The organism is Halocalculus aciditolerans (genome assembly GCF_014647475.1).
Classification (GTDB): domain Archaea; phylum Halobacteriota; class Halobacteria; order Halobacteriales; family Halobacteriaceae; genus Halocalculus; species Halocalculus aciditolerans.
In genome coordinates, this window is record NZ_BMPG01000002.1 from 301218 (window position 1) to 321554 (window position 20337).

The 20337-nt window shown below is 70.0% G+C and carries 15 protein-coding genes; 10 read left to right on the plus strand and 5 right to left on the minus strand.

The genetic code is table 11. The annotated features are described in order from the left end of the window. Positions 1 to 38: 38 nt before the first annotated feature. Positions 39 to 1415: an FAD-binding oxidoreductase gene (locus tag IEY26_RS08265; RefSeq protein ID WP_188977805.1), complete on the minus strand. Its 1377-nt coding sequence runs from the start codon at positions 1413 to 1415 to the stop codon at positions 39 to 41. Positions 1416 to 1749: 334 nt separating this feature from the next. Here IEY26_RS08265 and IEY26_RS08270 point away from each other — a divergent pair, with 334 nt between their 5' ends. The 3 genes from IEY26_RS08270 (at position 1750) to IEY26_RS08280 (ending at position 5798) form a co-directional block, all read left to right on the plus strand. Continuing rightward, entirely contained in the window at positions 1750 to 2034 is a 285-nt protein-coding gene (locus IEY26_RS08270) for a hypothetical protein (protein ID WP_188977807.1), read from the plus strand. A gap of 37 nt (positions 2035 to 2071) precedes the next feature. Continuing rightward, the gene (locus IEY26_RS08275) at positions 2072 to 2272 is read left to right on the plus strand and encodes a hypothetical protein (RefSeq protein ID WP_188977810.1); all 201 of its coding nucleotides are present in this window, start codon (positions 2072 to 2074) and stop codon (positions 2270 to 2272) included. A gap of 124 nt (positions 2273 to 2396) precedes the next feature. Continuing rightward, complete coding sequence (locus IEY26_RS08280) at positions 2397 to 5798, plus strand: PKD domain-containing protein (protein ID WP_188977812.1); 3402 nt, start codon at positions 2397 to 2399, stop codon at positions 5796 to 5798. A 10-nt stretch (positions 5799 to 5808) separates the two neighbouring features. Here IEY26_RS08280 and IEY26_RS08285 read toward each other — a convergent pair whose 3' ends face one another. The 3 genes from IEY26_RS08285 to IEY26_RS17660 are packed head-to-tail and all read right to left on the minus strand — an operon-like array spanning position 5809 to position 7555. After that, positions 5809 to 6771, minus strand: a complete 963-nt coding sequence (locus IEY26_RS08285) for an alpha/beta hydrolase (RefSeq protein WP_188977814.1) — start codon at positions 6769 to 6771, stop codon at positions 5809 to 5811. A gap of 24 nt (positions 6772 to 6795) precedes the next feature. Continuing rightward, complete coding sequence (locus tag IEY26_RS08290; RefSeq protein ID WP_188977816.1) at positions 6796 to 7386, minus strand: methyltransferase family protein; 591 nt, start codon at positions 7384 to 7386, stop codon at positions 6796 to 6798. A gap of 46 nt (positions 7387 to 7432) precedes the next feature. Then, positions 7433 to 7555 carry a hypothetical protein gene (locus IEY26_RS17660; RefSeq protein WP_268239803.1) on the minus strand — a complete coding sequence of 41 codons (123 nt, stop codon included), beginning with the start codon at positions 7553 to 7555 and terminating at the stop codon, positions 7433 to 7435. 98 nt (positions 7556 to 7653) lie between these two features. Here IEY26_RS17660 and kynU point away from each other — a divergent pair, with 98 nt between their 5' ends. After that, positions 7654 to 8970, plus strand: coding sequence for a kynureninase (kynU, locus tag IEY26_RS08295; protein ID WP_188977819.1), 1317 nt, complete (start codon positions 7654 to 7656; stop codon positions 8968 to 8970). A gap of 33 nt (positions 8971 to 9003) precedes the next feature. Here the strand turns inward: kynU and IEY26_RS08300 are convergent, their stop codons facing one another. Then, positions 9004 to 10392 carry a PAS domain-containing sensor histidine kinase gene (locus IEY26_RS08300; protein WP_188977821.1) on the minus strand — a complete coding sequence of 463 codons (1389 nt, stop codon included), beginning with the start codon at positions 10390 to 10392 and terminating at the stop codon, positions 9004 to 9006. A 108-nt stretch (positions 10393 to 10500) separates the two neighbouring features. On the opposite strand from IEY26_RS08300, the gene dgoD reads away from it, so the two are divergent. From dgoD to IEY26_RS08330, 6 genes are all read left to right on the plus strand, one after another. Then, the gene (gene dgoD / locus IEY26_RS08305) at positions 10501 to 11655 is read left to right on the plus strand and encodes a galactonate dehydratase (RefSeq protein ID WP_188977823.1); all 1155 of its coding nucleotides are present in this window, start codon (positions 10501 to 10503) and stop codon (positions 11653 to 11655) included. 94 nt (positions 11656 to 11749) lie between these two features. After that, a complete protein-coding gene (locus IEY26_RS08310; RefSeq protein ID WP_188977825.1) occupies positions 11750 to 12550 on the plus strand; it encodes a twin-arginine translocation signal domain-containing protein in 801 nt (266 codons plus the stop codon). Between the two features lie 198 nt (positions 12551 to 12748). Further along, on the plus strand, positions 12749 to 14821 hold the full coding sequence (locus IEY26_RS08315) for a PrkA family serine protein kinase (RefSeq protein ID WP_188977827.1): 2073 nt from the start codon (positions 12749 to 12751) through the stop codon (positions 14819 to 14821). After that, positions 14811 to 17054: a kinase anchor protein gene (locus IEY26_RS08320; RefSeq protein ID WP_188977829.1), complete on the plus strand. Its 2244-nt coding sequence runs from the start codon at positions 14811 to 14813 to the stop codon at positions 17052 to 17054. Before IEY26_RS08315 ends, IEY26_RS08320 begins: the two co-directional genes overlap by 11 nt. Beyond that, positions 17045 to 18343: a YeaH/YhbH family protein gene (locus IEY26_RS08325; RefSeq protein ID WP_188977831.1), complete on the plus strand. Its 1299-nt coding sequence runs from the start codon at positions 17045 to 17047 to the stop codon at positions 18341 to 18343. Before IEY26_RS08320 ends, IEY26_RS08325 begins: the two co-directional genes overlap by 10 nt. After that, on the plus strand, positions 18340 to 20316 hold the full coding sequence (locus IEY26_RS08330; RefSeq protein WP_188977833.1) for a SpoVR family protein: 1977 nt from the start codon (positions 18340 to 18342) through the stop codon (positions 20314 to 20316). Before IEY26_RS08325 ends, IEY26_RS08330 begins: the two co-directional genes overlap by 4 nt. Positions 20317 to 20337 lie beyond the last annotated feature (21 nt).

Consider the following 20337-nt stretch of genomic DNA (forward strand, 5'->3'; position numbering starts at 1 on the left):
GCCTAAGCACCTATAGTCGTTTCGAGTTTTAGGCGGCCCTAATCGTCCGGGAGGACCTTTCCCGGGTTCAGAATCCCCTTCGGGTCGAAGGTCTCTTTCACCGAGCGCATGAGGTCGATGCCGGCCGGGCCGTGCTCGCGCGCCATGAACTTCCGCTTCCCCGTGCCGACGCCGTGCTCGCCCGTCGACGTCCCGCCGAGGTCGATTGCCGTCTCCACGACGCGCTCGTTCAGTTCGTGCGCGCGCTCCATCGCGTCCGGGTCGTCGAAATCCGCGAGCGGCGTGTAGTGGAGGTTCCCGTCGCCCGCGTGCCCCACGGAGGGCGTCGGCACGCCGAGGTCCGCCGCGGCGTCCGCGACCGCCGTCACGATGTCCGGGTACTTCGAAATCGGCACGACCACGTCGCCGATGACGACCACGTCCTTCTCCGCGTCGTAGGCGCGCGCGGCCGGAAGGGCGTCCCGTCGCGCCTGCCAGATCTCGTCCATCTCCCCGTCGCTCGCGTCCTCCCAGCGCTCCGCGCCGTGCTCCTCGCAGATGCCGCGCGCGAACGCCAAGTCCTCGTCCACGCCGGCGTTGTTGGCGTGGAGTTCGAGGATGAGCGTCGGCGACTCCGGGAGCGCGACGTCGGCGTACGCGCGGAGCTGTTCGACGGTGAACGCGTCGAGGAACTCTATCGCGCCCGGTTGGAGGCCCGCGCCGACGACGTCCGCGACCGTCCGCGCTGCCGCTCCCACGTCCGGGAAGGAGACGATGGCCGCGCGCTTCTCCGCCGGAATCCCGGAGAGCGCGAGCGTCACCTCGGTCACGATTCCCAGCGTCCCCTCGCTCCCGACGAAGAGGTCCTTCAGGCTGTACCCCGAGGAGGACTTCACGACGTCGCTCCCGCACTCGACGACGCGGCCGTCCGCGAGCACGACCTCCAGCGCCCGCACGTGGTCGCGCGTCTCCCCGTACCGCACCGCGTTGAACCCGCTCGCGTTGTTCGCCACCATCCCGCCGACCGTCGCGACGTCGCTGCTGGAGATGCCCGGCGGGAACCGGAGGCCGTGGCGCGCGAGCCGGTCGTTCAGGTCGTCGTAGACGACGCCCGCGCCCACCGTCGCGGAGAGGTCGTCCGGCCGGACGTCGACCGACGTGAGGTCCGCGGTGCTGAGGACGAGGCCGCCAGCGACCGGGATGGCGTTCCCTTCGAGGCTCGACCCGCCCGACCGCGGCGTCACCGGAATCCCTCGGTCGTTCGCCGCGGCGAGCACGCGCGACACCTCCGCCGTGCTCGCGGGCCACGCGACGGCGTCCGGCCGCCGCGGCTCGTGCGGGCTCGCGTCGCCCGCGACCTGCTCGCGGTCGGCCGCCCGCGTGCTGTACCGACCGGCGTCGAGGCAGTCGTCGAGGAAGTCGAAATCGTATGCCACGCTGTCCGCTCCTTCGCGCCGAAGCCCTTAGCCGTTCGCCATATCGTGCCACTGACTCCCACCCCAGGGTAACGATTATTATCCCGGCGGGAACAGGTAGGAGTGAGTACCGATGACCCGCGAGACCCCATACATGCTCTTCGCCTCCCCGAAGAGTGGGGTCTCCGGCATCGGGACGCGCCCCACTGTCGCGAACGCGTAATCCGACGCGACCACCCTTGGTACGCGACGCGGGGCGCGCTTCTCCTGATTCATCGCGAGTAGCCGTCCCTGTGTCGCGTGCCGCTCCCGCGTGAGCCGGCACGCCACCGAGTTCGAGCCTCGGCGGGAGCCTATGGCAGCAGCCAACGCCGACAGACTGATCGCAGAGCTCACGGTCGAAATCTCGCGCAACGGTCGACAGGGCCTGGTCGAAGGCACGGAGGCCGTCCTCGCCGGCGTCGACGGCGTCCACGAGGTCGCGGACGTCCGCGTCCACCGGATTCGACCCGACCTGAACGCGCTCAGCGCCGAGGTCACCGTCGACCTCGTCGTCGACGCGGCGGACGAACGCGACCTCGCCGACGCGCTCGGCGAACGCTACGCCGTCCGCGCCGTCCGCGACATCGACCGCGGTTGACGAACCGCACGCAGACCACACGCCAACACCTAATCCGATGACTCGACCGAACCCCCGACACGAACCGCACGCAGACCACCCGACACGCACCGCACCGCCCGTGGTTGTCTCGCTCGGCCTCGCGCTCGCCGTCCCCGCGGTCGTCCTCGTGGCCCTCCTCCCGACTGCGGCGACGGCGGCGGCCGGCGCGGCGTTCACCGCCGGCACGGCCCTCGGCTTCGCCGCCGCCCGCCGATAGCCTGACCGTCACGCCCCGTGACGCGGGCCGCCCAGTGGCCACCGTTCTTTTATGACAGTAGAAATGAGTATATACTGCACTGACAACTCGGCGCGTCCGAGTCGTCACAGCCGTTTCCCCCCGAATGCACGCACCCAACGCTTCACGGCGCGGAGCCCGCTCGCTCCGCGCGCTGGCCGTCGTCGCGTTGCTCGTCGCCACCGCCTTCGCGAGTGGCGCCGCGGTCGACACCACCACCGCCGCCGGGAGCACGTCGCCACCGGTCGCCGTCTACGAGGACGACTCGGGGACGCTCACGGCCGTCTACGGGAACGGCACGACGCAGTCGCTCGGCGTCTCCCCGACCGTCGTCGGGCCGATGCGGAACCTCGACGACGACGGCGCGCTCGAAATCCCGTACACGACGTCGAACGGCGAGCTCCGCGTCGTCGACACCGCGGGAGACACGGCGACGCTGGCGAGCGACGCGTCGTCGTCCGTGAAAACCCGACTCGGCGTCGGTGACTGGGACGGAGACGGCACGCCGTCAGTCTTCTACACGACGTCGAACGGCAAGCTCGGGCGCGTCACACCGGGCGAGAGCGCGACGGTCGTCACCGGCCCGGACGGGAAGACGCTCGCGACGAACAGCCCCGTCGGCGTCGCGGACTTCGACGGCGACGGCGACGCGGACCTCGTCTACCTCGGAAGTTCGAGCACGGTGAAATACTACGACGGACAGACGGTCGAGAGCACCGGGAACTCGAACCTCGGGTCGAACAACGGCATCGGCATCGGGCCGCCCGTCGACGTCGACGGCGACGGAACGGCCCGCGTGCCGCTCGCCACCGGGAGCAATAATATCGGCCTGATGGCGGCCGATGGCACGGTGACGACGCTCACGTCGAACGGCCCGGCCGCGAAGGCCGGCGTCGCCGGCGGGAACTGGACGGGCGATAGCGCGCCCGAGGTGCTCTTCGTCGGGACGAACGAGCGACTCCGCTGGGCGACGCTCGACGGCGAGACCGGCACGGTCGACGACGCGAGCGGGACGCCGATCACGGTCACGGGAGCGCCGGGCGTCTCGCCCGCGACGCCCCCGCCCGAACCGCGCATCTCGAACTACGCCGTGACGAACCCCGACGGCCGGACCATCCAGATGGCCTTCGATTCGAGCGACTCGCTCGCGAACGTCTCCGTCGCGGTCACGGACCCGGAGACGGACACGACGGTCGCGACCCTCACGGAGCGCGACTTCACGGCGAGCGGGAGCGCGCCGACTCACTACGAAGGGACCTACACGGCCGCGAGCGACGGCACCTACGCGGCGACGCTCCAAACCGCCGCCGACGCCGACGGCGCTGACGGCGCAGACGGCGAGCGCGGAACCGTCGAAATTGCCACGCCGACCCCGACCGTCTCGAACGTGACGCTCACCGCCGTGAACGACGACGACGGCATCGTCGGCGACGGCGACGAACTCCGCGTGACCGCCACCGTCGCGAACGAGAGCGCGCTCGACAGCGTCGTCGCCACGGCGTCGTCGTTCGGCGTGGACTCCATCACACTCGACGACGCCAGCGGCGAGTACCGCGGGACGCTCGTCGTCGACGGGTCGAAGGCGACCAGCGGGAGTCACGCGGTCACGATCCGCGCGACGAACGAGTACGACCACACCGACCGCGCGACCTCGACCACCGTCAGAGTGGACGTGACCCCGCCGCGCGCGGACGCCGGCCCGAATCGAACCGTCGAAGCGGGCACGTCCGTCGGCTTCGACGGCGACGGCTCCACGGACAACACCAACGTCGAGACCTACCGCTGGTCGTTCGGCGACGGCACGTCGGCGACCGGCCGAACCGCCACGCACACCTACGAGAACGCCGGGACCTACACGGCCACACTCACCGCAGTCGACGCCGTCGGCCAGACGGACACGGACACCCGCACAATCACCGTCACCGACTCATCGACGACCACCACAACCACGACTACCGAACCCACAACGACTACCGAACCTACAACGACGACCACAACGACTACCGAACCCACAACGACGTCTACGACGACCACCGAACCCACAACCACGACCACCGAACCCACAACCACGACCACCGAACCCACAACGACCACGACGACCTCAACGACTACCGAACCCACAACGACCACGACGACCTCAACGACTACCGAACCCACAACGACCACGACGACCTCAACGACTACCGAACCCACAACCACGACCACTGAACCCACAACCACGACCTCGACGACCACCGAACCGACGACGACCGCAACCGCTGAACCGACGACTACGACGCCCTCCACGACTACCGAGTCGACGACGACCACGACAACAACTCTAACCACCGACCCAACGACGACCGCTGAACCGACGCCAACCACGATAACGGAACCGACAGCGACCACGACGACCGCCGAACCGACAGCGACCCCGACTACGGCTTCCGAACCAACGACGTCCACGACTACGACCGAGTCGACGACGACGACGACCGCCGAACCGACCACGACGACCGAATCGACGACACCGGACGAGACCGGTTCCGATGGGTCGGATTCGAGCGGAACGGACTCGGGCGGAACGGACTCGGGCGGAACGGACTCGGGCGGAACGGACTCGGGCGGGGCGCGTTCGACGAGTGAGACGGCTGATGGCGGGGCGGAGGACGTGGAGACGTCGGTCGTCGTGACGGAACGCGTTCGCGTGAACGTGACGCGGGCGAACGCCGGTGAGGCGGTCGCGGTGGACGTGCCGGCGAACGCGAGCGAGCGGGCGGGCGTCTCGCGGCTCGTGGTGACGCCGGAGCGGAACGGGTCGTTCTCGCTCACCGCTCGGCGGCTCGCCGACGCGCCGGAGGACGCGGTGTCACTGGAAGCGCGCGCGGGTGTCGAGCCGGTGCGGTACGTCTCGGTTCGAAGTTCGCTCGACGCGGCGAACGTGTCCGGGACGACGCTCACACTCGACGCGAACGCGAGCGCGCTCGACGGCCGACAGGGGAACGTGGCGCTCTACCGGCTGGAGAACGGGTCGTGGAGCCGATACGCCACCGAGCGAGTCGTCGCCGAGAACGGGACGGTGACGGTCAGGAGTCGCGTCCCCGCAACGGGTGTGTTCGCGCTCGCTTCGCGCGCCGCCGTCGTGAGCGTCACGGACGCGACGGTCGCGGATAGAACGGGCGACGAGGTCCTCGTCGCGGCGACGGTCCGGAACACCGGTCGCGTGATGGGCACGCGGTCGCTCGCGCTAACGGTGAACGGGACGGCCGTCGCGCGGGCGAACGTGACGGTCCCACCGGGAGAGACGCGCACCGTCCGGTTCAGCCGCGACGTCGCGGGGACCGGGCGGTACGCGTTCGCCGTGAACGACACGCGGGCCGGCGCGTTCAGCGTCACGAGAACCCCGGGGACGGCGACACCGACGCAGACGCCGGTGCGGAAGTCGGAAGGCGGGCTGTCCGCGGCGTTCTTCGGGACCGTGGCGATACTCGCGGGCGGTGCGCTCCTCGTCGCTCGCCGTCTGCGCTGACTCGGCGCGCTCACTCCCAGGTCGCGGCGACGTCGACGGCGACGGCGTCGAGAGCGTCGTCGGCGATGGTGACGTCGTCGGTGAGGCTGAGGAAGCCGTGCGCCATCTCCGGATAGTGGCGGTGCGTGACGTCCACGCCGGCGTCGACGAGGGCGTCGGCGTACGCGATGCCTTCGTCGCGGAGCGGGTCCGCGCCCGCCGTGACGACGGTCGCGGGCGGCAGCCCCGCGTAGTCGGGCGCGGCGAGCAGGTCCGCGTAGGGGTTGGCGGCGTCCACCGGGCTTCGGAGGTACTGCTCCCAGAACCACGCGACGTCGGCGCGGGTGAGGAGCGGGCCGTCCGCGTTCTCGACGTAGGACGCGCGGTCGAGGTCGGTCGACACCATCGGGTAGAGGAGGAGCTGTCTGTCGACGGTCGGGCCATCCTCGCGGGCGCTCCGGCGGGCGACGGCGGCGGCGAGGTTCCCGCCGGCGCTCGTCCCCGCGACCGCGAGCCGCGAGCCGTCCCCGCCGAAGGCGTCGGCGTTCTCGGCGACCCACTCCAGCGCCGCGTACGCGTCGTCGAGCGGCGTCGGGAACGGGTGTTCGGGCGCGAGTCGGTAGTCGACGGACGCGACGAGACACCCCGTCCGCGCGGCGAGTCGGCGGCAGACGCCGTCGATTGAGTCGAGCGTGCCGAGCGTCCACCCGCCCCCGTGGTAGAAGACGAGGACGGGGACCGGCGTCTCCGCCGTGTCGCGGTAGAGGCGAACGGACACGTCGTCTTCGAGGGCTGCCGCGTCATCCGGGCGGCTCGCCTCGGTTTCGAAGGCGAGCGTGCGCGTGAACGCGACCTCGGGGTCGGTCTCCTCGGGCGTGAAGACGTCGTCTTCGACGCGCCGCGCGCACTCCACGGAGAGCGCGTGCCACTCGGGGACGCCCGCGGCTTCGATGTCCGCGACGACCGCGGCGAGTTCGGAGTCGAGTTCGGCCATACCGCCGGCGACGGCGAGGAACCCCTAATAGACGCCGGGGACGAGGCGGTCGGGGACGCGCTCGCAGTAGTCGGCGTAGCCGTCGAGTTCCGCGCGGAGCGCGCGCTCTTCGACGCGGATTCGGTAGCCGTAGGCGAGGCCGCCGGCGGCGACGGCGACGAGGAGCGCGGGCCACGTCCCGAACGCGAGCCCGAAGCCGACGAGCGCGAGCAGCCCGCCCGCGTAGGTCGGGTGGCGGACGACGCCGTACGGACCGTCGTCGACGACTCCCTGCCCGTCCCGGACGGTCACGACCCGCGAGAAGGCGTCGCCGAGAATCGCGACGCTGTACCAGCGGAGCGCGACCCCGCAGACCACGCAGGCGAGACCGACCGCGAAGAGCGGGACGGCGAGCGCGCCGAACGTCGCCCACGCCGGCGCGCGCGGCCCGAGCGCGAATCCGACTGCGACGGACGCGGCGACGGCGGCGTAGATGCCGTGCTTCGAGCGCGCGTCGAGGTCCGGCCCGAGACCGTCGTCGCGACGTACGGCGTCGGCGATTTCCGGAAGCGCGTAGAGCGCGTACGCGGCGTAGAAGGCGAACTGCGTCGGCGGACGGAAGGCGGGGAGGGTCACGGGTGTCCCGGGAAATCTGGTTCGCGTGACTTAGTGGTTCGGCCGGTTACGCGTCGTCTTCGGCCATCGCGGGCGTCCCGAAGGGGAGGCTGCCGAAGAGCGCGTAGTGGACGGCGGAGGCGATGAAGACGAGCAGTACGAGGAGCTTGAGTGCGCGTTTGACTCCCATGGGAAAGAGTTGGATAACGGAGCACTTAGGGACTGCGGCTTACGCGTCCGTCGACGCGTCCCGCAATCGGTTTGTGAGTGCCGCGCCGACCGCTGGACATGGCCGACGACTCCGACGGGAACGCGAACGGCGACGCGGGCGACCCGAACCTCGACCTCGCCGACGCGCGCGACCGCGACGCGGAGCGCGCGCTCGCCGGCGTCGCGCGAGAGTTCACGACGCCGCCGGACACCTACTACGTGGACGGGAACAGCCTCGGGCCGCTCTCGGACGGCGCGGCGGCGGGCATCGAGCGCGTGGTCGAGGAGTGGCGGACGCTCGGCATCGACGGGTGGACGGCGGGCGAGCCGCCGTGGGTCGAGTTCGGCGAGCGCATCGGCGACCGGCTCGCCCCGCTCCTCGGCGCGCAGGGGCGCGAAGTCGTCGCCGCGAACTCGACGACGGTGAACATCCACGCGCTCGTCGGTACCTTCCTCGACGCCTGCGACGCCGACGAACCCACGGTGCTCGTGGACGAACTGAACTTCCCGACCGACCGGTACGCCGTCGTCGGCCAGCTCGAAGCCCGCGGCCTCGACCCCGCGGACTGCCTGAAGGTCGTCGCCTCGCCCGACCAGCGCATCGTCGGCGAGAACGACATCGAGGCCGCCATCGACGTCGAAGACCCCGACCTCGTCTTCCTCCCCAGCGTGCTCTACAAGAGCGGCCAGCGCCTCGACGTCGAGCGCATCACGAGCTACGCGAAGGACGCCGGCGCGTACGTCGGCTGGGACCTCGCGCACTCCGTCGGCATCGTCCCCCACCACCTCGACGAGCACGGCGTCGACTTCGCCGTCTGGTGCGGCTACAAGTACCTCAACGGCGGCCCCGGCACGCTCGCGGGCCTCTACGTGAACGAACGCCACTTCGACCTCTCTCCCGCTCTGCCGGGCTGGTGGGGGAACGACCCCGACACGCGCTTCGACCTCGAACCGGTCCACGACCCCGCGCCGGGCGCGGCCCGCCACCAGATCGGCACCGTCCCCGTCCTCTCCGCCGCGTCGCTCCACGGCGCGCTCTCGGTCTACGACGACGTGGAGATGCGGGACGTCCGCGCGGACTCGCTCGCGCTCACGGACTACCTCGTCGACCTCGTGGACGCCTACTTCGAGGACGTGACGGTCGGCACGCCCCGCGAGCACTCGCGGCGCGGCGGCCACGTCGCCCTCGAACACCCCGACGCCGACCGCGTGAGTCAGGCGTTGAAGGACCGCGGCGTCGTCGTCGACTACCGCCCGCCGAACGTGATTCGCGTCTGCCCCAACCCGTTCTACGTCACGCACGAGGACGTCTGGCACGTCGCCGCAGAACTCCACGACATCCTCGACTCGGACGCCCACGAGGCGTACACGGCGCGGTCGGGCGGCGTCACGTAGTTGAGTCGATTACGTCACCGGTCACGTCGCCGATCACGTCGACGGCACCGGGAGCCGCACGGTGATCTCGTTTCCTGACTCCGTTCTGTCGAGCGAGACGCTGCCGTCGGAGAGTTCGACGGCCCAGCGCACGAGCCAGAACCCGAGGCCGCTCCCGTGGGAGAGCGCGTCCGCCTCGCGGTCCCCGAGCAGGACATCGATATCCTCGGAGGGGATCGGCGGCCCGCGGTCGGCGACCGTCAACGCGGCCATCTGTTCCTCGATGCGAACCGAGACGTCGACGGAGGGCTCGGCCCCGGTGGCGTGTGCGGCCGCGTTCTCGATGAACTCGACCGCGGCGAGGTCGAACCCCGCGACGCCGACGACGAGCGCCTCCTCGGGCGCGCACACGGCGACGTTCGCGTTCGGGTACTCCTGTTCGACTGACGCGACCGCCGCGTGCACGGTGTCCACGAGGTCGAAGGTCACTCGCGTCCCCGCCTGCGAGAGGAGGTTGACGATGTCGCGTTCTTTCTCCGCGGTCGCGAGGATGCTCCGGCAGATGCGCTCGATGGCGGTGGTGTGCTCGCGGACGTCGGGCGACCCGTTCTCGGCGGCGAGCTCCGCGCGCCCGATGACGACGTTGAGTTCGTTCCGGAGGTTGTGCCGGAGGAGGCGATCCATCACTTGGAGCTGGCGCTCGCGCCGCCGCCGGTCCGTGATGTCGCGCGAGAATCCGGTGACGCGCGCGACGTCGCCGTGCTCGACGACCGGCACGCCGCGCACCCACACCCACCGGGAGTAGTCTTGGGCCTCGTTCACGCGGTACTCGATGTCCACCGTCTCGCCCGCGGAGAGGCGCGCCATCGCGGTGCGGACGCGCTCGCGGTCGTCCGGGTGGACGGCGTCGAGGAACGCCTCCGGGTCGTCATCGAGCGCCGACGGCGACAGCCCGTAGAGCGATTCGAACGCGTCGTTCAGGAACAGGACCTCGCCCCAGTCGGCGGTGAACATCCAGAGGACCTCGGACGTGTTCGCGGCGATTTCCTCCAGCCGGGTCTCGGTCTCGCGACGCGCGAACTCCGCTTCCTTCCGTTCCGTGATGTCGCGCGAGCTGACGACGTACCCGCCGATTTCGGAGTTCGAGTGGTCGGCCATCCGGCTCTCCAGCCAGCGCCACCCGCCGTCGGCCGTCCGGTGGCGGTACTCGATGCCGGCGGGTTCCACGCTACCGTCGGCGGTGGCGAAGAACGCCGTTCGGACGCGCTCGCGGTCTCGGGGGTGGATGTAGTCGAAGGTGGCGTCGCCGACGAGGTCGTCGGGGTCGTAGCCCAGGATGCGTCGGACCGCACCGTTGACGTACTGGTAGGTCCCGGTATCGTCGAGAACGACGATTTTGTCCTGCGCCTCGTCGAGGAGGGCGCAGTGCTGGGCGCAATCCATAGGCGGTTCTACACCCCCATTGTCCACCACCCGCAAAGAGTTTGCCGCCGGATACGTGTGAGGAAACGAACCGGTACTGCTTACTCGGTGGCGAGTACGCCTCGAACTATGGAGATAGTCGACTACGACCTCTACCGGGTGCCGCCGCGCTGGCTCTTCCTCCGCGTCGAGACGAGCGACGGCACGGTCGGCTGGGGCGAGCCCGTCGTCGAGGGGCGCGCGCACACCGTCGAGGCCGCCGTCGAGGAGCTCATGGAGGGCTACTTGCTCGGCGAGGACCCGCTCCCGGTCGCGGACCACTGGCAGACGATGTACCGCGGCGGGTTCTACCGCGGCGGTCCCGTGCTCATGTCCGCCATCGCGGGCGTCGACCAGGCGCTCTGGGACATCCGGGGCAAGCACTTCGACGCGCCGGTCTACGAGCTCCTCGGCGGCCCGGTCCGCGAGCGAATGCGCGTCTACCAGTGGATCGGCGGCGACCGCCCGGACGGGGTCGCGGACGCGGCGCGAGAGAAGGTGGACGCCGGATTCACGGCGCTGAAGATGAACGCGACGCCCGAGCTGCGCCGTATCGACAACCCTGCCGCGGTCGAGGCCGCCGTCGAGCGCGTGCGCGCGGTCCGCGAGGCCGTCGGCGACGAAGTCGACATCGGCGTGGACTTCCACGGCCGCGTGTCGAAGCCGATGGCGAAGCGCCTCGCCGCGGCGCTCGAACCCCACGAGCCCTTCTTCTTAGAGGAGCCGGTGCTCCCCGAGCACAACGACGCGCTCCCCGAAATCGCGTCCCGGACGAGCACGCCTATCGCGACGGGCGAGCGGATGTACTCGCGCACGGACTTCAAGCGGGTCTTCGAGCAGGGCTCCGTGGACCTGATTCAGCCCGACCTCTCGCACGCCGGGGGCATCACCGAGGTGAAGAAAATCGCGGACATGGCGGAGGCCTACGACGTGGCGATGGCCCCGCACTGCCCGCTCGGCCCCATCGCGTTGGCCTCCTGCCTCCAGGTGGACGCCGTCGCGCCGAACGCGCTCATTCAGGAGCAGAGCCTCGACATCCACTACAACGAGACCGCGGATGTCCTCGACTACCTCGCCGACCCCTCCGTCTTCGACTACGAGGACGGGTTCGTCGCGCTCCCCGAGGGCCCGGGCCTCGGCATCGACGTCGACGAATCCGTCGTCGAGGAGCGCGCCGCGGCCCGCGACGAGGACTGGCACAACCCTGTCTGGCGGCACGACGACGGCAGCGTCGCCGAGTGGTAGGCGCGCGTCGACCCCACGACAACGCCACTCACAGGAGAGGTCATAGCAGCGGTTTTGCGGCGGTTCGACCACCCTCCTCGCGGGTGTTCGAGGGATGCCGTCAGACGCGGCCGGCGGCGGTGGAGCATCGAGCGGTCGACTGTCCCGACGCGGGTTCCTCGGCGGGGCGTCCGCGGCGGTAGCGGCGGCGACGACGGGCTGTTCGGGCGTGCCGCACGAGTCGGCGCGCCGCGTCGTCCGCCGGTCGTTCTCGTGGGACATCGACGGGGAAGAAGTCACGGTCGCGTTCACGATTCCGGACGCGGGAGGCGACGTGAAGCGGACGGTGCCGGCGGCGTTCGAGGCGGCACAGCGCGGGGACGTGGTCGGGCGCGTGGCGCGCACGCTCGCGACGGTCGCGCCGGCGGCGACGACGGACGCGACGGCGGCGGTGCGGGCGGCGCAGTCGCTCGCGGTGTCCGTGCCGTTCGAGACGGACGCGGCGTCGTCGGGGCGCGCGGAGTACGTGCGGTACGCGGCAGAGACGCTCGCGGACGCGGTCGGGGACTGCGAGGACAAGGCCATCCTCCTCGCGGGCGTGCTGTCGCGAGCGCCGTTCGCCGTCGACCCGGTGCTCTTCTTCCTGCCGGGGCACGCGGCGGTCGGGGTGCCGCGGTCGGCGGTCGACGTCGACGCCGCGGACCCGCGCGTCGTGTCGGTTCGCGGGCGCGAGTACGTCTACGTCGAGTCCGTGGCCGCGTCCCCGCTGGGCGAGGTCACGAGAGAGTACCGGGACGGGCCGGTGATGGCCGCCTACGACGGCCAGTGGGCGGTCGTGGACGCCGCGGCGTTCGTCGGGCAGGCGCGGCGCGCGTTCGACGACGGCCACGTCGCGGCCGTCGGCCAGTACCTCTGACGCGCGAGGCACGGGAATTCAGTCGTCGAACCGCCGACAGAAGGCGTCTCGCCGGAGTTCGCGGCCGTTCTCGCCGTTCCAAGTCTGTTACGCCTATCGGTTTCAGGGACATACTTATATTTTAGTGTCTCGTTAACACGACACAGTGGCTTCGGTTGCGGCGACCCCCACCGGTCGTCGTCGACGCCCCCTCAAACCATGACAGGCGACACGACCACCCTCGACGCGCTCACCGAGCGCTACCGGGAATCGACTCCCACCGACCTCCGCCAGCACCACGACGTGGCGTGGTACCTCGACACCGTGTACGCGGACCCCCGCGTGGCGCGCAACGCCCACCAGCGCCTCGCCGACATGTTCGACTACTACGGCTCCGCCTACGACGACGACCGCGGACTCGTCGAGTACCACCTCGCCTCAGAGGACCCGCTCGGCGACGGCGAGAACACCTTCTACGGCCGCGACGTCCACGCCGCCATCCACGAGTTCGTCAACAAGGTCAAGAGCGGCTCGCGCGGCCTCGGCCCCGAGAAACGCATTCTCCTCCTCTTGGGCCCCGTCGGCTCCGGGAAATCCGCCTTCGACGCCCAAGTCCGCCGATACTTCGAGGACTACACCCACCGCGACGACGGCCGGATGTACACTTTCCGCTGGACGAACCTCTGCGACGTTATCCCCGACCAAGACCCCGCCGACGACGTCGTGCGCTCCCCGATGAATCAGGACCCGCTCGTCCTCCTCCCCGTCGAACAGCGCGACGACGTCGTCGACGACCTCAACGAGCGCCTCGACGCACCCTACACGATTCGGAACGACCAGTCGCTCGACCCGGCGAGCGCCTTCTACATGGACGCGCTCCTCGAACGCTACGACGACGACCTCAAGGCCGTCCTCGACGAGCACGTCGAAGTCATCAGGCTCGTCGCCGACGAGAACAACCGCGAGTGCATCGAGACGTTCGAGCCGAAGGACAAGAAGAACCAGGACGAGACGGAACTCACAGGAGACGTCGACTACTCGAAGATCGCCGTCTACGGCGAGAGCGACCCGCGCGCGTTCGACTACTCGGGCGCGTTCTGTAACGCCAACCGCGGCATCTTCAGCGGCGAAGAGCTCCTCAAGCTCCAGCGCGAGTTCCTCTACGACTTCCTGCACGCGACGCAGGAGCAGACGATCAAGCCGAAGAACAACCCGCGAATCGACATCGACCAGGTCATCGTCGGCCGGACGAACATGCCGGAGTACCGCGATAAGCGCGCGGACGAGACGATGGAGGCGTTCAACGACCGGACGAAGCGCATCGACTTCCCGTACGTCCTCGAATACGAACAGGAAGCCGAGGTCTACGCGAAGCTCCTGCGGAACGCCGACGTCCCCGACGTCCACGTCGAGCCGCACACGCTCACGATGGCCGGCCTCTTCGGCGTCCTCACGCGCATCACCGAACCCGACAACGACGCCGTCGACGTCGTCCAGAAAGCGAAGGCGTACAACGGCGACATCGGCGAGGAGGACGTCGACGTCCGAAAGCTCCGCGAGGAGGGCGCGGCCGCCGCCGACATCGGCGAGGGCTTAGAGGGCGTCAGCCCGCGGTTCGTCGGCGACGAAATCGCGGACGCCATCGTCGAATCGATGCACCGCGAGAGATCCTACCTCAGTCCCCTCGCGGTCTTCCGACACGTCGACGAGAACCTCGACCACCACGGCTCCATCGCCGAGGAGAAACTCGACACCTACCACCGCTTCCTCGAACTCGTGCGCGACGAGTACCGCGAGCGCGCCATCGAGGACGTCCGGCACGCGCTCGCCTACGACGTCGAGGAGATCCAGCACCAGGGCGAGAAGTACATGGACCACGTGATGGCGTACATCGACGACGGCACCATCCCGGACGAGGTGACGGGTCAGGAGCGCGAGCCGGACGAGACGTTCCTCCGCGCCGTTGAAGAACAACTGAGCGTCCCGGAGGACCGGAAAGACGACTTCCGTCAGGAGGTGTCGAACTGGGTGAGCCGCCGGGCCCGCGAGGGCGATACGTTCCACCCGCAGGACAACGACCGGCTGCGCCGCGCGCTCGAACGCAAGCTCTGGGCGGACAAGAAGCACAACATCAACTTCTCCGCGCTGGTGTCGGCGAACGACCTCGGCGAGGAGCGCTCCGGCTGGGTGGACGCGCTCACGGACCGCGGCTACTCGACGGACGGCGCGCTGGAGGTGTTGGAGTTCGCCGGCGCGGAGGTCGCGAAGGCGGAGTTGACCGATGACGAGTAATTACATCGCGAGCGCGGACGCGGCGCTGACGGGCGCGTACGACGACCCGCTCTCGCTGCGAGAGTTCGTCGACTCGCTCGCCGAGCATCCGGAGCGGGCGGCGGGCGCGACGGAGTACGTGCTCGCGGCGGTGGAGTCGTTCGGGACGCGACCCGTCATCGAGGACGGCGAGGAACTCGAACGCTACCGGTTCTTCGACGACCCCGCGAACGACGGCGAGCACGCCGTCCTCGGGAACTCCCGCGAGCTGAACGGGTTCGTCGAGGACCTGCGCGCTATCGCGTCGGGGCGGGCGAAAGCGGAGAAGATTCTCTGGTTCGCCGGGCCGACGGCAACCGGAAAGTCGGAGTTCAAGCGGTGTCTGGTCGCGGGGCTGCGGGCGTACTCGCAGACGCCCGCGGGTCGCCGGTACACCGTGGAGTGGAACGTCGCGTCGGGCGACGGCGGCGGCGCGGACTTCACGTACGGCGACGGCATCCCGGTCGAGCGCGAGGACGACTGGTACGCCTCGCCGGTGCAGAGCCACCCGCTCTCGGTCTTCCCGCCGGGGACGCGCGCGGAGATACTCGCGGACGCGGGCGTGTTGACGCCGGCGCTCGCGGACATCGACCCGTTCTGCCGGGAGGCGTACGACGTCCTCGAAGAGCGCTACCGGCGGGCGGGCCGCGACGACCTCTTCACGGCCGTCTCGGACCCCGGCCACGTGCGCGTGAAGAACTACGTCGTGGACGTCGGCCGTGGCGTCGGCGTGCTGCACGCGGAGGACGCGGGCACGCCGAAAGAACGCCTCGTCGGATCGTGGATGCCCGAGCTCCTCGCGAGCCTCGACAGCAGGGGGCGGAAGAACCCGCAGGCGTTCAGCTACGACGGCGTGCTCAGCCAGGGGAACGGCGGCGTCACGGTCGTCGAGGACGCGACGCAGCACGCGGACCTCCTGCAGAAGCTGCTCAACGTCCCCGACGAGAAACGCGTGAAACTCGACAAGGGCGTCGGGATGGACCTCGACACCCAGCTGGTCGTCATCTCGAACCTCGACCTCGAAGCGACGCTGAACCAGCACGCCGACCGGCAGAGCCACGACCCGCTGAAGGCGCTGAAACGCCGCCTCGACAAACGCGAGTTCACCTACCTCACGAACGTGAGCCTGGAGGCGCAGCTCCTCCGGCGGGAGCTCGCGGGCGCGACGGAGCTCTGGACGGACACGGACGCGGACGCCATCGACGAGCGCGTGCGCGCCCCGCTCGTCCTGCCGGGCGGCCGCGACGGCGGGGAGCGCGAACTCGCGCCGCACGCCGTCGAAGCCGCCGCGCTCTTCGACGTCGTCACCCGCCTCGACGAGACGGGGGAACTCTCGCTCGTGGAGAAAGCGTTGCTCTACGACGCCGGCGAGCTCGGCGAGGGCGACGACGTGCGGACGCGAGAGGACTTCGACTTCGACGACGAGACCGAGGGGCGGACGGGCGTGCCCGTGACGTACACGCGGGACGTCGTCGCGGACCTCCTCGCGGAGCGCTCAGAGCGTCGCCACCCCGACCTCGCCGTGGAGTCAGTGGTGATGCCCGCCGACGTGCTGGACGCGCTCGCCGCGCGGATGGACGACGCGCCGGTGCTGTCGCGCGCGGAGCGCGAGACGTTCAGAGAGCGCGTCGACGGCGTGCGCGAGCGCGTGCTCGACCGGCAGACGCGCGACGTGTTCGCCGCCGCGACCGCGGACGTGACGGTGGACGCGGAGACGGTCGCGGACTACGTCGAGCACGTCTACGCGTGGGCGACCGGCGGTGACGTCGAGGACGCGCACGGCGAGCGCGTCGAACCCGACGCGCTCCGCCTGAAGGTCTTCGAGACCGAGCACCTCGGGCGGTTCGACGAGAGCGACTACCGGGGCGTGGAGCCGCGGTCCGCCGTGAGCGAGTTCCGCGAAGGCACGATTCTCCCCGCGCTGAACCGGCACGCGTGGGAGAGCCGGACGACGGGGTTCGCGGTCGGCGACGTCGACCTGACGGACATCCCCGTCATCCGGTCGGTGCTCGAAGCGACGGACGCCGAGGACGTCGCGCGGGCGTTCCCGGACCTCGACCCCGCGCAGTGGGCGGAGCCGCCCGAAGGAACGGAGACCGCACGCGTGAAGGCCGCGACCGTCGAGCGCCTCGTCGCCGACGCCGGCTACACGCCGGCGTCCGCCGAACTGACGAGTCGCGCCGTGATGGCCGAAGTGGAGGAGTCATGGGACTGAGAGACGACCTCGAACGGTACCGGGAGGTCGGCGAGGAGCGCCGCGAAGACCTCCGCGCGTTCATCACGCACGGCGAGCTCGGGAACGGCACGGACATCCAGATTCCCATCAAGCGGATCGACCTCCCCGAGTTCAGCTATCAGAAACCCGCGATGGGCGGCGTCGGACAGGGCGAGGGCGGACAGCCGGACGTCGGCCAGCCGGTCGGCCAGCCGCAGCCGGGCGACGGTGACGGCGAGGGCGACGAGGCGGGCGACGGCGAGGGCGACCACGGCTACTACGAGATGAATCCTGAAGAGTTCGCAGAAGCCCTCGACGACGAGCTCGGCCTCGACCTCGAACCGAAGGGGAAGACGGTGGTCGAGGAAGTCGAGGGCGATTTCACCGACGTCGCCCGGACGGGGCCGCGGTCGACGCTCGACGTCGACTCCCTCTTCAAGCAGGGGTTGAAGCGGAAGCTCGCGGTGGACTTCGACGAGGCGTACGCGGCGGGCGTGCTCCGCGTGTCGGGCGTCGGCGTCGACGAGGCGTTCCGGTGGGCGCGCGCGAACCACCTCCCCGTCTCCCGAGCGTGGTACGAGACGCGACTCGACGCCCTCCCCGAGAGCGAGCGCGACGAGTACCCGTCCATCGAGGCCTACGAAGCGGTAGAAGCGCCGACGCCGGTGAACGCGCGCATCCGCCGGGACGGCCTCGGCCCCGTGCCGCTCCGGCGCGACGACGAGCGCTACCGCTACCCCGCGGTGGAGGAGGTGACGGAGAAATCCGTCGTCGTCGTGAACATCCGGGACGTCTCCGGGTCGATGGGCGAGGAGAAACGCGACCTCATCGAGCGCGTGTTCACGCCGCTCGACTGGTACCTGACAGGCAAGTACGACACGGCGGAGTTCGTCTATATCGCACACGACGTCGAGGCCTGGTCGGTGGAGCGCGAGGCGTTCTTCGGCATCAAATCCGGCGGGGGGACGCGCATCTCCTCGGCGTACGAGCTCGCCGCGGCGGTGCTCGACGAGCACTACCCGTGGAGCGAGTGGAACCGCTACGTCTTCGCCGCCGGCGACGGCGAGAACAGCCACAACGACAGCGAAGACCGCGTCGTCCCCCTGATGGAGGCCATCGACGCGAACCTCCACGCGTACGTGGAGACGACGCCGGGCTCGATGGGCGGCCGGCACGGCGAGCGCGTCGAGGACGCGCTCGGCGACCGCGACAACGTCGCCGTGACCCGAGTCGGGAGCGCCGACGACGTCGTGGACGCCATCGAGACCATCCTCAGCACGGAACAATGACGAGAGAGAAGACGGAGATCGCACGGACGCTCGAAACGCCGGCGCGGGACGCCCGCGAGCTCGCGGAGAAACTCGGGCTGCGGCCCTGCGACGTGAACTACTGGGTCGTCGACAACGACGAGATGAACGAGCTCATCGCCTACGACGGCTTCCAGACGCGCTACCCGCACTGGCGGTGGGGGATGAAGTACGACCGCCAGGCGAAGCAGAACCGCTTCCTCGGCGGGAAGGCGTTCGAGATCGTCAACAACGACGACCCCGCGCACGCCTTCCTGCAGGCGTCGAACTCGATGGCGGACCAGAAGGCCGTCATCACGCACGTCGAGGCGCACGCGGACTTCTTCGCGAACAACCGGTGGTTCCGCGAGGACGGCGAGCAGCCGAACGCCGCCGCGACCCTCGAACGGCACGCCCAACGCATCCAGCGTCACCTCGACGACCCCGACGTGGAGCGCTCCGAGCTGGAGTCCTTCCTCGACAGCGCGCTCACTATCGCGGACTGCATCACGCCGCACCGCGGCACCGACCCGCCGGGGAGCGAGACGGTCGAGACGGACGACGACCTGAAGGAGCGACTCGGCGACCTCGGCCTCGACTCGGACGTCGTCGACGAGGTGTTCGACGACGAGTGGCTCGCCGGCCTCGACGACGACGCCGAGCGCGTGGCGGTGCCCGCCGAACCGGAACAGGACCTCCTCGGGTTCCTCCGCCGGTTCGGGCAGGCGTACGACGGCGACGCCGGGCGCGCCGTCGACTACGAGGACTGGCAGCGCGACGTCCTCGACGTGGTCCGCGAGGAGGCCTACTACTTCGCGCCGCAGAAGCTCACGAAGGTGATGAACGAGGGGTGGGCGGCGCTCTGGGAGTCCCTGATGATGGGCGAGGAGGCGTTCGCGGGCGACGACGAGTTCCTCGACTACGCCGACCACCAGGCGAAAGTATTGGGCAGCCCGGGGTTCAACCCCTACAAGGTCGGAAAACAGCTCTGGGAGCACGTGGAGAACACGACGAACAGGCGGGAGGTCCTCGAACACCTCCTGCGCGTGGAGGGCGTGACGCCGGCGACGTTCCACGAGCGCGTAGACATAGATGCCGTCCTCGCGGCGCTCGCGCCGCCCGCGGCGCTGGACGAGCTCTCCCGAGAGCGTCTCCACCTCCTCGACGACCTCCCCGCGGCGTGGGTGGACGCCGAGGGCGTCGAGGCGGCGGCGGCCGGCGAGTTCGACCCGGCGGACTACCCGTGGCGCGTCCTCACGAGCGAGGGGCTGGCGGTGCGGCACTACTCGCTGGCGAAGCCGCAGTACGCGGGCGTCCTCCGGCGCGTGACGCGCGCAGACCTCGAGGAGGTCCACCGTTACCTCTTCGAGACGGACCGGTACGCCTCGGTGCGGGACGCGCTCGCGGCCGTGGACCGGACGGCGGGCTGGGACCGGCTGTTCGAGGTGCGCGCGAGCCACAACGACGTGACGTTCGTCGACGCCTTCCTCACCCAGGAGTTCGTGGACGCGAACGACTACTTCGCGTACGAGCAGAGCCACGCCACCGGCCAGTACCACGTCTCCAGCGTCGACGCCGACGACGTGAAGAAGAAACTGCTCCTCCGGCTGGCGAACTTCGGGAAACCCACGATAAAAATCTACGACGCGAACTTCGAGAACGCGGGCGAGCTCCGCCTCGGCCACGAGTACAACGGCGTGCCGATGAACCTCGACCGAGCGGAACGGGTCGTCGAGCGGCTGTTCGACCTCTGGGGGCGGCCGGTGGTGCTGGACACCATCGCGCCCGTCTACGACGACCGCCAGGTGACGCTCGCGCAGAAGACCGGCGGCGAGCCCGAAGCGGACGAAGTCGGGCTCCGAATCCGATACGACGGCGAGGAGGCGACGCGCGAGGAAGTCGCGTGGGAGGTCGTCGCCGACCTCGCCGCCGACGACGTCGACTACGACACGAAGCCCGCGGAGTGGCTCGCCTGAGCCCCGAACCGTCACGGTTTT

Excerpts from the sequence above, each read along its gene's own strand:
- IEY26_RS08270 (WP_188977807.1), top strand. The coding sequence starts at position 1,750 with ATGGCAGCAGCCAACGCCGACAGACTGATCGCAGAGCTCACGGTCGAA.
- IEY26_RS08275 (WP_188977810.1), top strand. The coding sequence starts at position 2,072 with ATGACTCGACCGAACCCCCGACACGAACCGCACGCAGACCACCCGACA.
- IEY26_RS08280 (WP_188977812.1), top strand. The coding sequence starts at position 2,397 with ATGCACGCACCCAACGCTTCACGGCGCGGAGCCCGCTCGCTCCGCGCG.
- IEY26_RS08285 (WP_188977814.1), bottom strand. The coding sequence starts at position 6,771 with ATGGCCGAACTCGACTCCGAACTCGCCGCGGTCGTCGCGGACATCGAA.
- IEY26_RS17660 (WP_268239803.1), bottom strand. The coding sequence starts at position 7,555 with ATGGGAGTCAAACGCGCACTCAAGCTCCTCGTACTGCTCGTCTTCATC.
- kynU (WP_188977819.1), top strand. The coding sequence starts at position 7,654 with ATGGCCGACGACTCCGACGGGAACGCGAACGGCGACGCGGGCGACCCG.
- IEY26_RS08300 (WP_188977821.1), bottom strand. The coding sequence starts at position 10,392 with ATGGATTGCGCCCAGCACTGCGCCCTCCTCGACGAGGCGCAGGACAAA.
- dgoD (WP_188977823.1), top strand. The coding sequence starts at position 10,501 with ATGGAGATAGTCGACTACGACCTCTACCGGGTGCCGCCGCGCTGGCTC.
- IEY26_RS08310 (WP_188977825.1), top strand. The coding sequence starts at position 11,750 with ATGCCGTCAGACGCGGCCGGCGGCGGTGGAGCATCGAGCGGTCGACTG.
- IEY26_RS08315 (WP_188977827.1), top strand. The coding sequence starts at position 12,749 with ATGACAGGCGACACGACCACCCTCGACGCGCTCACCGAGCGCTACCGG.
- IEY26_RS08320 (WP_188977829.1), top strand. The coding sequence starts at position 14,811 with ATGACGAGTAATTACATCGCGAGCGCGGACGCGGCGCTGACGGGCGCG.
- IEY26_RS08325 (WP_188977831.1), top strand. The coding sequence starts at position 17,045 with ATGGGACTGAGAGACGACCTCGAACGGTACCGGGAGGTCGGCGAGGAG.
- IEY26_RS08330 (WP_188977833.1), top strand. The coding sequence starts at position 18,340 with ATGACGAGAGAGAAGACGGAGATCGCACGGACGCTCGAAACGCCGGCG.